This window comes from Xenophilus arseniciresistens (assembly GCF_028023875.1).
GTDB lineage: Bacteria > Pseudomonadota > Gammaproteobacteria > Burkholderiales > Burkholderiaceae_C > Xenophilus > Xenophilus arseniciresistens.
In genome coordinates, this window is sequence record NZ_JAQIPB010000002.1 from 266,985 (window position 1) to 280,564 (window position 13,580).

At 69.6% G+C, this 13,580-nt stretch carries 12 protein-coding genes; 5 read left to right on the forward strand and 7 right to left on the reverse strand.

All coding sequences use genetic code 11. From position 1 onward, the window contains the following. Positions 1 to 19: 19 nt before the first annotated feature. Complete coding sequence (gene smc, locus PGB34_RS05820) at positions 20 to 3,535, reverse strand: chromosome segregation protein SMC (RefSeq protein ID WP_271427121.1); 3,516 nt, start codon at positions 3,533 to 3,535, stop codon at positions 20 to 22. 97 nt (positions 3,536 to 3,632) lie between these two features. Between smc and PGB34_RS05825 the strand changes: the two genes are divergently transcribed. From PGB34_RS05825 to PGB34_RS05840, 4 genes are all read left to right on the forward strand, one after another. Continuing rightward, complete coding sequence (locus PGB34_RS05825; RefSeq protein ID WP_271427122.1) at positions 3,633 to 4,394, forward strand: hypothetical protein; 762 nt, start codon at positions 3,633 to 3,635, stop codon at positions 4,392 to 4,394. Between the two features lie 68 nt (positions 4,395 to 4,462). Beyond that, entirely contained in the window at positions 4,463 to 4,789 is a 327-nt protein-coding gene (locus PGB34_RS05830) for a helix-turn-helix domain-containing protein (protein WP_271427123.1), read from the forward strand. 23 nt (positions 4,790 to 4,812) lie between these two features. Then, positions 4,813 to 6,138, forward strand: coding sequence for a type II toxin-antitoxin system HipA family toxin (locus tag PGB34_RS05835; protein ID WP_271427124.1), 1,326 nt, complete (start codon positions 4,813 to 4,815; stop codon positions 6,136 to 6,138). A gap of 77 nt (positions 6,139 to 6,215) precedes the next feature. Continuing rightward, the gene (locus tag PGB34_RS05840) at positions 6,216 to 6,908 is read left to right on the forward strand and encodes a P-loop NTPase family protein (RefSeq protein ID WP_271427125.1); all 693 of its coding nucleotides are present in this window, start codon (positions 6,216 to 6,218) and stop codon (positions 6,906 to 6,908) included. On the opposite strand, the gene PGB34_RS05845 is transcribed toward PGB34_RS05840, so the two are convergent. After that, the gene (locus tag PGB34_RS05845) at positions 6,878 to 7,774 is read right to left on the reverse strand and encodes a LysR family transcriptional regulator (RefSeq protein ID WP_271427126.1); all 897 of its coding nucleotides are present in this window, start codon (positions 7,772 to 7,774) and stop codon (positions 6,878 to 6,880) included. The two genes, PGB34_RS05840 and PGB34_RS05845, sit on opposite strands and share 31 nt — an antisense overlap. 120 nt (positions 7,775 to 7,894) lie before the next feature. On the opposite strand from PGB34_RS05845, the gene bla reads away from it, so the two are divergent. After that, the gene (gene bla, locus PGB34_RS05850) at positions 7,895 to 8,779 is read left to right on the forward strand and encodes a class A beta-lactamase (RefSeq protein ID WP_271427127.1); all 885 of its coding nucleotides are present in this window, start codon (positions 7,895 to 7,897) and stop codon (positions 8,777 to 8,779) included. Between the two features lie 18 nt (positions 8,780 to 8,797). Here bla and PGB34_RS05855 read toward each other — a convergent pair whose 3' ends face one another. The 5 genes from PGB34_RS05855 to cysT form a co-directional block, all read right to left on the reverse strand. Next, positions 8,798 to 10,015 (reverse strand): MFS transporter, encoded by a 1,218-nt coding sequence (locus PGB34_RS05855; protein WP_271427128.1) that lies wholly within the window; start codon positions 10,013 to 10,015, stop codon positions 8,798 to 8,800. A gap of 119 nt (positions 10,016 to 10,134) precedes the next feature. Next, positions 10,135 to 10,659: a disulfide bond formation protein B gene (locus PGB34_RS05860; RefSeq protein ID WP_271427129.1), complete on the reverse strand. Its 525-nt coding sequence runs from the start codon at positions 10,657 to 10,659 to the stop codon at positions 10,135 to 10,137. Next, positions 10,656 to 11,759: a sulfate/molybdate ABC transporter ATP-binding protein gene (locus tag PGB34_RS05865; RefSeq protein ID WP_271427130.1), complete on the reverse strand. Its 1,104-nt coding sequence runs from the start codon at positions 11,757 to 11,759 to the stop codon at positions 10,656 to 10,658. The genes PGB34_RS05860 and PGB34_RS05865 overlap by 4 nt, the downstream gene beginning before the upstream one ends. A gap of 16 nt (positions 11,760 to 11,775) precedes the next feature. Beyond that, complete coding sequence (gene cysW, locus PGB34_RS05870) at positions 11,776 to 12,696, reverse strand: sulfate ABC transporter permease subunit CysW (protein ID WP_271427131.1); 921 nt, start codon at positions 12,694 to 12,696, stop codon at positions 11,776 to 11,778. Next, positions 12,693 to 13,580 (reverse strand): sulfate ABC transporter permease subunit CysT, encoded by an 888-nt coding sequence (gene cysT / locus PGB34_RS05875; protein WP_271427132.1) that lies wholly within the window; start codon positions 13,578 to 13,580, stop codon positions 12,693 to 12,695. Before cysT ends, cysW begins: the two co-directional genes overlap by 4 nt.

Genomic DNA, 13,580 nt, shown 5'->3' on the forward strand with positions numbered 1-13,580 from the left:
GGCAAGTGCAGCGGCGGCGTCAGTTCGTCATCGAGACGGCGGATTCCATATCGACCGCCACGATGCGCGAGACGCCCTGCTCCTGCATGGTCACGCCGATCAGCTGCTCGGCCATTTCCATGGCGATCTTGTTGTGGCTGATGAACAGGAACTGGGTGCTCTTGCTCATGGCCGAGACCAGCCGCGCATAGCGCTCGGTGTTGGCGTCGTCCAGCGGCGCGTCCACTTCGTCCAGCAGGCAGAAGGGCGCGGGGTTGAGCTGGAAGATGGCGAAGACCAGCGCGATGGCCGTCAGCGCCTTTTCGCCGCCCGAGAGCAGGTGGATGGTCTGGTTCTTCTTGCCCGGCGGCTGGGCCAGCACCTGCACGCCGGCATCCAGGATCTCGTCGCCGGTCATGATCAGCTTGGCGTTGCCGCCGCCAAAAAGCTCCGGGAACATGCGGCTGAAGTGCTCGTTGACGGTGTTGAAGGTGCCGCCCAGCAGTTCGCGCGTTTCGCCGTCGATCTTGCGGATCGCGTCTTCCAGCGTGTTGATGGCCTCGTTGAGGTCGGCCGACTGCGAGTCCAGGAAGGTCTTGCGTTCGCGCGCGCTGCTCAGCTCTTCCAGCGCGGCCAGGTTCACCGGCCCCAGCGCCGCGGCCTCGCGGTGCAGGCGGTCGATCTCGCCCTGCAGGCCCGACAGCCGCACATTGCCCTCCTGGATCGACTGCGCGAGCACGGCCAGGTCGGCCTGCGCATCGGCCAGCAGTTGCGTGTATTGCTCCAGCCCCAGGCGCGCGGCCTGCTCCTTGAGCTGCATTTCGGTGATGCGCTGGCGCAGCGGATCGAGCTCGCGCTCCAGCTTCAGGCGCCGTTCGTCGCTGGCGCGCAGCTGCTGCGTCAGCTCGTCGTAGCGGCTGCGCGTGGCGCCCAATGTGGCCTCGCGCTCCATCTTGAGGTTCAGCGCGTCCTGCAGGCCGGCCTGCGCGGCGGCGGCCGACAGGCGGCCCAGCTCGGCCTGCGCGCGTTCGCGCTCGTCGGCCAGCGCCACCGCCTGTTGCGAGGCGGTCTGGATCGAGCGGTTCAACTCGCCGCGCCGCGCCTCCAGGCTGCGTTGCGAGAAGGTCGATTCCTGCACCTGACGCTCCAGCGCGCGCAGCTGCTCGCGCGCGGCATTGAGCTTGCGACCCGACTCGATCACGCGCTCTTCCAGGTCGGCATGCTGCTGCTGGCTGTCGGCCAGTTGCATGTCCAGCTCCTCGAAGCGCGCTTCGGCGGCGATGCGGCGCTCCTGCAGCTCTTCGAGCTGCGCATCGACTTCGCCCAGGTCGTTTTCCAGTTGCTGGCTGCGCGCGCGGGTCTGCTCGGCCAGTTGCGACAGGCGCAGCGACTCGACCTGCAGCTCGTGGGCACGCGACTGCGTTTCGCTGGCCTCGCGCCGGGCCGTGACCTGGCGCGCCGCTGCGTCGGCATAGGCGGCTTCGGCCCGCACCAGGGCCGTGCGGGCTTCGTCATGGATCAGGGTCTGGGCGCGCAGTTGGCGCTCCAGGTTCTCCATTTCCTGCTGGCGTGCGAGCAGGCCGGACTGCTCCGAATCCTGCGCATGAAAGCTCACGCTGTGCGCCGTCACGGCATGGCCGCTGGGCACGTAGAAGGTGGCGCCGGGCGGCAACTGGGCGCGCTGGGCCAGCGCTTCTTCGAGCGTGGGCGCGGTGTAGCAGCCCTGCAGCCAGTCGCGCATCAGCGCCTGCAGGCCCGCGTCGTGCAGGCGCAGCAGGTCTGACAGCCGTGCCAGCGTGCCATGGCCCGCGCTGCCCGCGCCACCATCGGCCGGCGGGCTGTAGAAGGCCAGCTTGGCCGGCGGCGCGTCGCTGGCGAAGGCGCGGGCCATTTCCAGGCGCGAGATTTCGAGCGCGCCCATGCGTTCGCGCAGGGCGGCTTCGAGCGCGTTTTCCCAGCCCGGCTCCACATGCAGGCGGCTCCACAGCCCCTGCAGACCATCGAGCCCATGCTTGGCCAGCCACGGGGCCAGCTTGCCATCGGTCTTGAGCTTTTCCTGCAGCGCCTTGAGCGCTTCCAGCCGCGCGGAGTATTCGGCCTGCTTCGCGCCTTCGGTGTTGACGGCCTGCTGCTTGGCGCGCCGGTCTTCGTCCAGTTGCGGCACCTGGTCCTGCAGCTCCTGCAGGCGCGCATCGGCTTCTGCCGCGGCTTCCTGCGCGGCGGCGGCCTGCTCCTGCAGGTCGGCCACGCGCGCCTCGTCGGGCGCGGCCAGGGCGTTGCGGTCGGCGCGCAGGCGTTCGCTGCGCTGGCTCAACTGGCGGGTCTGCTCCTCGATGTTGCGCTGGTCGGCCGCCAGCACCTGGATCTGCTGCTGCACCTGGGTGACGGTGCCGCGCTGGCCGTTGGCCGCGTCCTGCGCCTTCTGCTGCGCTTCTTCCAGCTCGGGCAGGCGCGCTTCCTGGTCTTCCAGCTGGGCGGCCAGCACCAGGCCCTGCTCCTCGGCGTCCACGCCCTGGCCGGCCAGGGTCTCGATCTCGGCTTCGGCTTCGACGCGGCGGTTGTCCCACTGCGCCAACTGCTCGGCCAGTTGCACCAGCCGCTGCTCCACGCGCTGGCGGCCTTCGACCACGAAGCGGATCTCGCCTTCGAGCCGGCCCACTTCGGCGCTGGCCTCGTAGAGCTTGCCCTGCGCCTGGTTGACCTCGTCGCCCGCGCCGTAGTGCGCCTGGCGGATGGTTTCCAGCTCGGCCTCCACATGGCGCAGGTCGGCCATGCGCGATTCGAGTTCGTTCACCGCGCGGTCGGCATCGGCCTTGATGCGAGCCTGGTCGGCCTCGGCCTCGCTGCGCTTGAGGAACCACAGCTGGTGCTGCTTGCGCGTGGCATCGGCCTGCAGCGTCTTGTAGCGTGCCGCCACCTCGGCCTGGCGCTCCAGCTTCTCAAGGTTGGCGCCCAGCTCGCGCAGGATGTCTTCCACGCGCGTGAGGTTCTCGCGCGTGTCCGACAGGCGGTTCTCGGTTTCGCGGCGGCGCTCCTTGTACTTGGAGACGCCGGCCGCCTCCTCCAGGAACAGGCGCAGTTCCTCGGGCTTGGATTCGATGATCCGGCTGATCGTGCCCTGGCCGATGATGGCGTAGGCGCGCGGCCCCAGGCCCGTGCCCAGGAACACGTCCTGCACGTCGCGCCGGCGCACGGGCTGGTTGTTGATGTAGTAGCTGCTGGTGCCGTCGCGCGTGAGCACGCGCTTGACGGCGATCTCGGTGAACTGGCTCCACTGGCCGCCCGCGCGGTGGTCGGCGTTGTCGAAAGTCAGCTCGACGCTGGAGCGGCTGGCCGGCTTGCGGCTGGTGGTGCCGTTGAAGATCACGTCCTGCATGGACTCGCCGCGCAGCTCGCTGGCCTTGCTCTCGCCGAGCACCCAGCGCACGGCGTCCATGATGTTGGACTTGCCGCAACCGTTGGGGCCCACCACGCCCACCAATTGGCCCGGCAGCATGAAGTTGGTGGGCTCCGCGAAGGACTTGAAGCCCGAGAGCTTGATGGAATTAAGACGCACGGCGGTTTGGCTTTGCAGGCCAAGGTGTTGATATTCAAAGAAAAATCACGCGCCGACGCGCGTTTCGCCCGGCCCGCTGATGATAACGTGCGCCCTCATGCCAGCCCGACCCGCTTCTGCTGCCCGCCCACTGCCGCCGCCCGCAGGGCGCCGCCTGCTGCTGAAGGGCGCCCTGGCCCTGCCGCTGGCCGGCTGCGGCGCCTTCACGCACACCCAGCGCGCGCAGCCCTACGAATCGCGCGAATGGCTGCAGTCGAGCACCAACCGCATCGCCAACCTGGCGCTGCGCGACAACCTGCAGTCGATACGGCGCGTGCAGCTGTCGCTGTACCGCCGCAACCCGCGCGAGTGGCGCAAGTGGGCACCCAGCGTCGACGAGGCCATCGAACGCACCTGGGACGCCTTGATGAACGACCGGCCGCTGGCCGAATTGCGCGGCGCCACCAGCATCGAGGCCGTGCGCCAGGCCTTCGAGCCCGCCTACCCGGGCGACCGCGTGGCAGCGCTGACGGTGGGCTGGGCGGCGATGCTCAGGCAGGCCAACGGCGACACCTGGCAGCAGAGCATGCTGGACGGCGTGAGTGCCGAGAACGCCTACCGCGCCGCGCGCAATTTCGAGATCTCGCTGTGGCTGCTGAGCGCCCGCCAGGGCACGGACGGCAAGCCGCTGCTGCTGTCCACCGAGATCAGCGAGCGCGGCCGCAATCTCGTGGCGGACCGCGAACTGTCCAAGGTCGTCGGCCGCCTGGACCTGCTGGCCGCCCAGGCCGACGAGAAATACCGCCGCGCGGCCCTGGATTTCAGCCAGAACTGGCTGATGGGCAGCCTGGGGCCGTTCCTGTCCATGGTGCAGCGATAGGCGCTTTGAGCGCTTGGCATTGATCGGAAATATTTTTCCGAAAAATCCAAATACGGTAATATCTTTCCATGGACCGACGCACCCTCATCGAGCAACTGGCGCAGCGTCGCGAGCGGGTGGGCCTCAACGGCCTGCAGCTGGCCGAGCAGACCGGCCTGACCGAGCGCACCATCCGCAACGCGCTGGGGCCGCGCGGCAATCCGCAACTGAGCTCGCTGCTGGCGCTGGTGGATGCGCTGGGGCTGGAGCTGCAACTCGTGCCCAAGGGCTTTGGCGCCGTGGCTGCCGCGCCCGAGGGCGCTTACCGGCCCGTGGCCACCCGCGTGGGCGAGGCCACGCAAGCCCCCTCCGCCCCCCTTGCACCCCTTGCCCCCCCCACGCCGGGCAAGGGCTGAGCCGCTGCGGCCGCACCGCCATCATGCAGGTCAAGATCCTCGACATCGCGCTGGCTGGCCGGCTGTGGGGCAAGCTCTTCCAGTATGGCGAGCTGTGCCGCTTCGTGCCCGAGCCGGCGCTGGTGGCCCAGCCGCCGGCCGACGTGCTGTCGCTGTCCATGGTGGCGCAGGACGCCGGCGCCCAGGCGGCCCTGTGGGCCGACGTGCGCAACCCGCTGTTCAATGCCCAGGGCGGGCGCCTGCCCGCCTGGTTCCAGAACCTGCTGCCCGAAGGCGTGCTGCGCAGCCACATCGCCCAGCTGCGCGGCTGCGGCGAAGACGACCACTTCGAGCTGCTGGCCGCCTGCGGGGGTGACCTGCCCGGCGCCGTGAGCGCGCGACCGGTGGAGGTGGAGCGCGCCACCTTGCAGCGCCTGGTCACGCAGGACCAGGACGCGCTGGAAATGTCCGTGGTGGCCGACCCGCTGCCCCAAGGCATTTCAGTCTCAGGCGTGCAGCCCAAGCTGGTGCTGGCGCGCCAGGGCAAGCGCTACACGGCGCGCACCCGCCTGGGCGCCTCCAGCCAGCGCGTGATCGCCAAGCTGCCCGTGACGGGCCGGCCGCACATGCCGCAACTGGAGATGTTCTCGCTCCAGCTCGCGGCCGCGGCCGGCGTGACAGTGTGCCGGGCCGAGCTGGCGCCGCTGGAAGCCATCCAGGCCCAGCACAGCTACGCGCTGCCCGACGAGCCCCAGTTCCTGGCCGTCACGCGCTTCGACCGCGTAGGTGCCCGGCGGCTGCATTTCGAGGACTTCGCGCAGATCCTCTCGCGCGATCCGCAGCACAAGTACGGCGGCAGCTACGCGGCCATGGCGCAGGCCATGCGCGCCTTCGATTCGCTGGGCGAGCCCGCGCAGCTGGAGCTGCTGCGCAGGCTGGTGGTCAACGAGCTGCTGGGCAACCCCGACGCGCACCTGAAGAACTTCGGCGTGCTCTTTCCCGACGGCCGCACGCCGCAGTTCGCGCCGGCCTACGACATCGTGGCCTATGCGGCCATGCAGGGCGCCGACGGCCATGCCCTGCCCTGGCTGTCGCCGGAGCCCGGCCGGGCCTCGCCCGCACGCGACCCGCGCCAGAGCTACTTCACCCCGGCCCAGTTGCGCGCCTTCTGCTGGGCCACCGGCCTGCAGGAGGCACCGGCCCGCAAGGCCGTGGCCGACACCGCCGCCCTGGCGCGCCAGCACTGGCCCGCCATGCTCGACGCCGTGGCCCTGCCCGATGCCTGGAAGGCGCGGCTGCTGGCGCGCTGGCAGGCCCATGCGCTGTGGCAGCCAAGGCGGCGCCAGCGAACGGACAAATCCGACTCCTAGAATCCCCACGTCCTCGCACCGGCATGGCTCGTGCTTCGTCGGTGTTCCCTGCAACCCCTTCCCGGTCGGCCTTTCCCATGAGCTCTCTCAACTTCATCGGCGGCGAAAAAGGCGGCGTCGGCAAATCGGTCACTTCGCGGCTGCTGGCGCAGTACTTCATCGACCACGACCGCCCCTTCGTCGGCTACGACACCGACCGCTCGCACCACTCCTTCACGCGCTTCTACGAAGGCTTCGCCTCGCCCATCGTGGTCGACAGCTTCGAGGGCCTGGACCAGGTGGTCAATGGCTTCGAGCAGAAGCCCGAGCAGAGCGTGATCGTGGACATGGCGGCCCAGACCCTGGCGCCGCTGGCGCGCTGGATCGACGAATCCCAGCTCTTCGACGTCTTCGCCGAGCTGAACATCCCGGTCAACTTCTGGCATGTGATGGACGACGGCCGCGACTCCAGCGACCTGCTGGGCAAGCTGGTCGACACCTTTGGCGAGCGCGCCAACTACATCGTGGTGCAGAACTACGGCCGGGGCAGCGATTTCGCGCTGATGCTCGGTTCGCAGTCGCTGGCGCGGGCCACGGCCGCAGGCGCGCGCGTGATCTCGCTGCCGCGCCTGCAGGAAGCCAGCATGCGCAAGATCGACAACCGCAACACCAGCTTCTGGAAGGCCGTGCACGACAAGGACGGACCCGACGCGCTGGGCCTGCTGGAGCGCCAGCGCGTCAAGAGCTGGCTGGGCACGGCTTACGCGGCCTTCGACACGCTGCCGCTCTGAGGGGCCTCAGCAGCTGTTTGCTGCGTGAGCCAGGCCTCGAAGGCCAGCAGCGCGGCCGAAGGCGGGCGTGACTTGGGCCGGGTGAGCCAGTAGCCTCCCTCCCCGATCTCGATGTCGAAGGGCCGCACCAGCCGCTCCTGCTGCAGGGCCTTTGCGAACATCGCTGCCGGCAGCAGCGCCGCGCCGGCGCCCTGCGCGGCCGCCTCGGCCAGCGCCAGCGAGGAATCGAAGACCGGCCCGCGCAGCACCGGCGGCGGCAGGCCGGCCGCCGCAAACCAGCGGCCCCATTCATCGCTGCGGTAGGAGCGCAGCAGCGGCTCGTGCAGCAGGTCGGCCGGCCGACGCAGGCGCGCGGCCAGCGCGGGCGCGCACAGCAGCGTCAGGGGCGCCTGCACCAGTGGCACGGCGGCCAGGCCATGCCAGGCACCGTCGCCGAAACGGATCGCGCAGTCCAGCCCCTCGGCCGCGATGTCGACGCGGTTGTTGTGCGTGAACAGCCGCAGGTCGACGAAAGGATGCTGCGCCTGGAACTCGGGCAGCCGTGGCAGCAGCCAGCCCACGGCGAAAGTGCCGACCACCCCCACGGCCAGCAGTTCGCGCATGCGCCCATCGCCAAACTGCGCCAGCACCGCGGCCATGCGCGCGAAGGACTGGGCCAGCACCGGCAGCAGCGCATGGCCCTCGTCCGTCAGCGCCAGCCCGCGCGGCAGGCGCCGGAACAGTGGCGCGCCCAGACGATCCTCCAGGTTCTTCACGTGCTGGCTCACGGCGGTCTGCGTCACGTTCAGCTCCTGCGCGGCACGCGTGAAGCTCAGGTGGCGCGCCGAAACCTCGAAGGCGCGCAGGGCGTTCAGTGGCAAGGACATGGTCGGGCTCGAAGACTCAGTTTTTCTGGGGTCAGACCTGCAATCTTCCCATTGGAACGAAAGGCCGGCCTTCTCTATCGTCACGCCTCCCATCTCCTTCAATCCTGATTCGCTGACCCCATGCAAAGACGACATTTCGGCGCGCTGCTCGCCGCCGCGCTCCCCACCCTGGCCCTGGCCCAGAAGAGCCAGAAAAACTTGAGCCCAGGCTCGGCAGATGCCATGCAGCGCCTGCGCAGCATCGAGGCCGGCAGCGGCGGCCGGCTGGGCGTTCACATCCTCGACACGGGCACCGGTGCCTCGGTGAGCCACCGCGCCGACGAGCGCTTTCCCATGTGCAGCACCTTCAAGGTGCTGGCCGCGGCGCAGGTGCTGCAGCGCGTGGACGCCGGCCAGGAACAGCTGGAGCGCCGCATTCCCTACGGCCGCGACGTGCTGGTCGCGCATTCGCCCGTCACCGAGCAGCATGTGGGCGCGGGCCTGACGCTGGCGCAGCTGTGCGAAGCGACGATCACCACCAGCGACAACGCGGCAGCCAACCTGATCCTGCAGAGCTACGGCGGGCCGGCGGCGCTGACGGCCTACCTGCGCACGCTGGGCGATGCGCACACGCGGCTGGACCGCACGGAACCGGGCCTGAACGAAGCCACCCCGGGCGACCCGCGCGACACCACCACGCCCGCGGCGATGGTCGACAGCCTTCAGCGTCTGCTGCTGGGCGATGCGCTGTCCGCGGCCTCGCGCGAGCGGCTGACGCAATGGATGGTGGCCAACACCACGGGGGACACGCGGCTGCGCGCGGGCCTGCCGGCCGGCTGGCGCGTGGGAGACAAGACAGGCGCAGGCGCCCTGGGCACGAACAACGACGTGGCCATCTTCTGGCCACCGGGCCGCGCGCCCTGGCTGGTGGCGGCCTACCTCACGCAGACCCGGCTCACGAAGGCGCGCAGCGACGCCGTGCTGGCCGACGTGGCCCGGCTCGCGGCCCAACTGGCCACCGCCTGACGCAGTACCGAGGAGGCCTCAGCGCCCGGCCAGCGCGCTCGTGCCGGCGCGCGAGCGCTCGCGCCAGGCATGGGCGCCCAGCATCAGCAGCGCCGCGCCCACCAGCGGCAGCATGAGCAGGTTGATGGCGTCCCAACCCGACGCGCCGAGCAGGTGGCCCGAGCCGAAGGAGGCCACGGCCACGGTGCCGAAGATCAGGAAGTCGTTCAGGGCCTGCACCTTCGCGCGTTCGGCGGCGGTGTAGGTCTCGGTCACCATCGCGGTGGCGCCGATGAAGCCGAAGTTCCAGCCCAGGCCCAGCAGCACCAGCGAGCCCCAGAAATGCTGCAACTGAAGGCCCATCAGCGCCATCAGGCCCGAGGCGCCGATCAGCGCCAGGCCCAGCGCGGTGATCGTGACCTTGCCCCAGCGCGCAATCAGCCGGCCCGTGAAGAAGCTGGGCACGAACATGGCCAGCACATGCCACTGGATGCCCAGCGCGGCCTCGCCCACGGTGAAGCCGCAACCCACCATGGCCATGGGTGCGGCCGTCATGAGGAAGGACATCAGGCCATAGGAAACCACGCCCGCCATCGCCGCGACGATGAAGCGCGGCGTGCGCGCGATGACGGCCAGCGGGCGCGCCGGTCCATCGGCCTGCTGCTCGGCCTGCGGCGCCGGCATGCGCAGCCGCCACAGCAGAGGCAAGGCCAGCAGCGCCAGCGCGGCCTGGCCCACGAAGCTGCCCGCGAAGGGCGCCGCCGGCCAGGCGTCGCGGGTCCAGATCACGAGCTGCGGCCCGATCACGGCAGCGACCAGGCCGCCGACCATGATGCGCGAGATGGCCTGGGGCCGCTGCTCGGCGCTCACCGCATCAGAGGCCGCGAAGCGGTAGTTCTGAACGCAGGCGCCATAAAAGCCCGCCAGCGCCGTGCCAATGCAGAAGGTCGCAAAGCTGCCCTCCAGCACACCCACAGCCGCAAGCAGGCCCGAGGCCATGCCCAGCACAGCGCCCAGGCAGTAGGCCGCGCGCCGGCCCAGGCGGCGCATCAGCAGCGCGGCAGGAAGGGTGGAAAGCGCGAGCCCCAGGTGATAGAGGCTCACGGGCAAGGTGGCCAGCGCGGCACTGCCCGAAAGCATCTGGCCCACCAGGCCGCCCAGCGAGATCAGGATCGGCGGCGCGGCAGCGCCCAGCGATTGGGCGGCCACCAGCAGCCAGACATTGCGTTGGGCGTCTGAAAGAGGAGAAGAAGACATGGCGGGCGAGGCGCGGCGACGTTCACGCCGCGGTCCCATCGACCCACGCATGAAAGCCGGTTTGCATCATGCCAGCACGCCGGTCGGGGCGCTGGCCCGGCCCGGCAACCGCCCAGCGCTCAGGCGGGCACTTGCCGGCCCGGCACCGGCCGGGGCGCGCGTTGCGCCAGCAGCAGCGCGAACACCACCGCGAAGGCCGCGAACCAGACGAAGCCCCAGTTCGCGATGGTCAGGCCCAGGAAGGTCCAGTCCACCGCGGAGCAGTCCCCGCTGCCCTGGAAGATCATCGGAATGGCGCGGCGCAGCGGGAAGGATTCGATCATCCCGTAGATGTCGCGGCCGCAGCTGCCCAGCTCGGGCGGGTACCACTGCAGCCAGCTCTGGCGCGCCGCCGTGAAGGCGCCGCCGCCCGCGGCCAGCAGGCCGAGCACGGCCCAGCTTTTCTGCAGGCCGCTGCGGCGCGTGAAGGCCGCCAGCGCCGCGAACACCCCCACCAGCACCAGCGCATAGCGCTGCACGATGCACATGGGACAGGGCTCCAGCCCCTGCACATGCTGCAGGTACATGCCGAAGGCGAGCATTGCGGCGCAGATGGCTGCGATGAGTGCGTACGTGCGGCGCGGGGCGCCAGTGAGCCAGTTCAAATGCCTTGTCCTTGATCGACGAAGACCCGCGCACGCCGCGGGCTGGCGACCACGGTGTCGCCCTCGCGCAGGCCGAGTTCCCGGTATTGCTGCGCGGGGATCTGCGCCTCGATGATGGCGCCGAATCCAGGGTTGTCTGGATTCGTTTCCAGGGGTTCAAGTTCCATGCGCGCGATCGGGCCCACCACGATGGCGCGGCCGATGGTGGCCGCGATGCCCGCGGGATGCCCGGCACCGGCCACGTAGCGGCTGATCTCGAAATCGTGCGGGCGCACGTAGGCCAGGGCCTTGGCGTCTTCGGCGCCGCCGGCCTCGGCCGAGGCGATGCGCACGCCCTGCACCTCGACCTCGCCCTGGTGGGCGCGGCCATGGAACAGGTTCACGTCACCCAGGAAACCGTAGACGAAGGGGCTGGCCGGGTGGTCCCACACCTCCTGCGGCGAGCCCACCTGCTCGATCTTTCCGCTGTTCATCAGCACCACGCGGTCGGCCACTTCGAGCGCCTCTTCCTGGTCGTGCGTGACGAAGATGGAGGTGACATGCAGCTCGTCGTGCAGGCGGCGCAGCCAGCGGCGCAGCTCCTTGCGCACCTTGGCATCCAGCGCGCCGAAGGGCTCGTCGAGCAGCAGCACCTTGGGCTCCACCGCCAGCGCGCGGGCCAACGCAATGCGCTGACGCTGGCCGCCCGAGAGCTGGGCCGGGTAGCGGTCGGCCAGCCAGTCCAGCTGCACCAGCTTGAGCAGGTCCGTGACCTTGGCCTTGATCTGGGCCTCGCTGGGCCGCGTGGCGCGCGGGCGCACGCGCAGGCCGAAGGCCACGTTCTCGAATACGCTCATGTGGCGAAATAGCGCGTAGTGCTGGAACACGAAGCCGACCTGGCGCTCGCGCACATGCACGTCGGTGGTGTCTTCGCCGCTGAACAGGATGCTGCCGCTGTCGGCCGTTTCCAGGCCCGCGATGATGCGCAGCAGCGTGGTCTTGCCGCAGCCCGAAGGGCCCAGCAGCGCAAACAGTTCACCCGAATCCACGTTCAGGCTCACGTCCTTGAGGGCGTGGAAGTTGCCGAAATGCTTGCTGACGTTGCGGATTTCGATACTCATAGGGATCTCTCGTTTCTCAGGCCGCCGCGTCGCCGGACGCAGTGGGACGCTCGGGCGGCAGCTCGGCCAGGGCCTTCATTTCGCGCTCGTGGCGCCACTCGATCACGGTCTTGATGACCAGCGTGACCAGCGCCAGGATGGCCAGCAGCGAGGCCACCGCGAAGGCGGCCACCGACTGGTATTCGTTGTAGAGCACTTCGACGTGCAGCGGCATGGTGTTGGTCTGGCCGCGGATGTGGCCCGAGACCACCGACACCGCGCCGAACTCGCCCATGGCCCGCGCATTGCACAGGATCACGCCGTACAGCAGGCCCCACTTGATGTTGGGCAGCGTGACCTTCCAGAAGGTCTGCCAGCCGCTGGCGCCCAGCACGATCGCGGCCTGCTCTTCTTCGGTGCCCTGCGCCTGCATCAGCGGGATCAGTTCGCGCGCGATGAAGGGGAAGGTCACGAAGATGGTGGCCAGCACGATGCCCGGCACGGCGAACATGATCTTGATGTCATGCGCGGCCAGCCACGGACCGAACCAGCCCTGCGCCCCGAAGACCAGCATGTAGATCAGGCCCGCCACCACCGGCGACACCGCGAACGGCAGGTCGATCAGGGTGGTGAGGAAGGCCTTGCCCTTGAATTCGTACTTGGCGATGGCCCACGCGGCCGCGATGCCGAACACCAGGTTCAGCGGCACCGTGATGGCGGCGGTGATCAGCGTCAGCCGGATCGAGGCCCAGGCATCGGGCTCCTTGAGCGCCTCCCAGTAGGCCGCCCAGCCCTTGCGCAGCGCCTCGGTGGCCACGGCCGCGAGCGGCAGCACCAGGAACAGGAAGATGAAGGCCAGCGCCAGGCCGATCAGCAGCCGGCGCACCCAGGGCGATTCGGTGGTGCCCGCCTGGGCACGGCGCGCGCCCGCGCGCAAGGTAGTGGCCGCACCGCTCATGCCGACACCCCGCGCTTGCGCTGCCAGGCCTGCAGGCCGTTGATGACCAGCAGCATGATGAAGGAGAACACCAGCATGACCAGGGCCACGGCCGTGGCGCCTGCGTAGTCGTACTGCTCGAGCTTGCCGATGATGATCAGCGGCGTGATTTCGGAAATCATGGGCATGTTGCCGGCGATGAAGATCACCGAGCCGTATTCACCGATGGCGCGCGCAAAGGCCATCGCAAAGCCGGTCAGCAGCGCCGGCATCAGCGCCGGCAGCAGCACCAGGCGGAAGGTCTGCCAGCGCGTGGCGCCCAGCGAGGTGGCCGCTTCTTCCAGCTCCTTTTCCATGTCCTCGAGCACAGGCTGCACCGTGCGCACCACGAAAGGCAGGCCGATGAAGATCAGCGCGATCACCACGCCGTTGGGGTTGAAGGCCAGCTGGATGCCCAGCGGCTCCAGGTACTGGCCGATCCAGCCGTTGCCAGCCAGCAGCGCGGTGAGCGAGATGCCGGCCACGGCCGTGGGCAGCGCGAAAGGCAGGTCGACCAGCGCATCGACGATGCGCTTGCCCGGGAACTTGTAGCGCACCAGCACCCAGGCCACCAGCAGGCCGGCGAACAGGTTCACCAGCGCAGCCAGAAAGGAGGCGCCGAAGGTCAGCCGGTACGAGGCCAGCACGCGCGGCGCGCTCACCGCGGCCCAGAACTGCTCCCAGCTCAGGGTGAAGGTCTTGAGCACCAGCGTCGTGAGCGGGATCAGCACGATCAGGCACAGGTACAGCAGCGTGTAGCCCAGCGTGAGGTGAAAGCCCGGCAGCACGCGCTTGGCACCGCGCGCGCGTCCAAGCGAAAGCGGCGCCGCCCCGGAGGGCAGCGCCGGCGAAACGGCACCGCTCAT

Coding starts and splice junctions, on each gene's coding strand:
- cysT (WP_271427132.1), bottom strand. CDS start 13,580: ATGAGCGGTGCCGTTTCGCCGGCGCTGCCCTCCGGGGCGGCGCCGCTT.
- cysW (WP_271427131.1), bottom strand. CDS start 12,696: ATGAGCGGTGCGGCCACTACCTTGCGCGCGGGCGCGCGCCGTGCCCAG.
- PGB34_RS05865 (WP_271427130.1), bottom strand. CDS start 11,759: ATGAGTATCGAAATCCGCAACGTCAGCAAGCATTTCGGCAACTTCCAC.
- PGB34_RS05835 (WP_271427124.1), top strand. CDS start 4,813: ATGCAGGTCAAGATCCTCGACATCGCGCTGGCTGGCCGGCTGTGGGGC.
- PGB34_RS05855 (WP_271427128.1), bottom strand. CDS start 10,015: ATGTCTTCTTCTCCTCTTTCAGACGCCCAACGCAATGTCTGGCTGCTG.
- PGB34_RS05845 (WP_271427126.1), bottom strand. CDS start 7,774: ATGTCCTTGCCACTGAACGCCCTGCGCGCCTTCGAGGTTTCGGCGCGC.
- PGB34_RS05830 (WP_271427123.1), top strand. CDS start 4,463: ATGGACCGACGCACCCTCATCGAGCAACTGGCGCAGCGTCGCGAGCGG.
- PGB34_RS05825 (WP_271427122.1), top strand. CDS start 3,633: ATGCCAGCCCGACCCGCTTCTGCTGCCCGCCCACTGCCGCCGCCCGCA.
- bla (WP_271427127.1), top strand. CDS start 7,895: ATGCAAAGACGACATTTCGGCGCGCTGCTCGCCGCCGCGCTCCCCACC.
- PGB34_RS05840 (WP_271427125.1), top strand. CDS start 6,216: ATGAGCTCTCTCAACTTCATCGGCGGCGAAAAAGGCGGCGTCGGCAAA.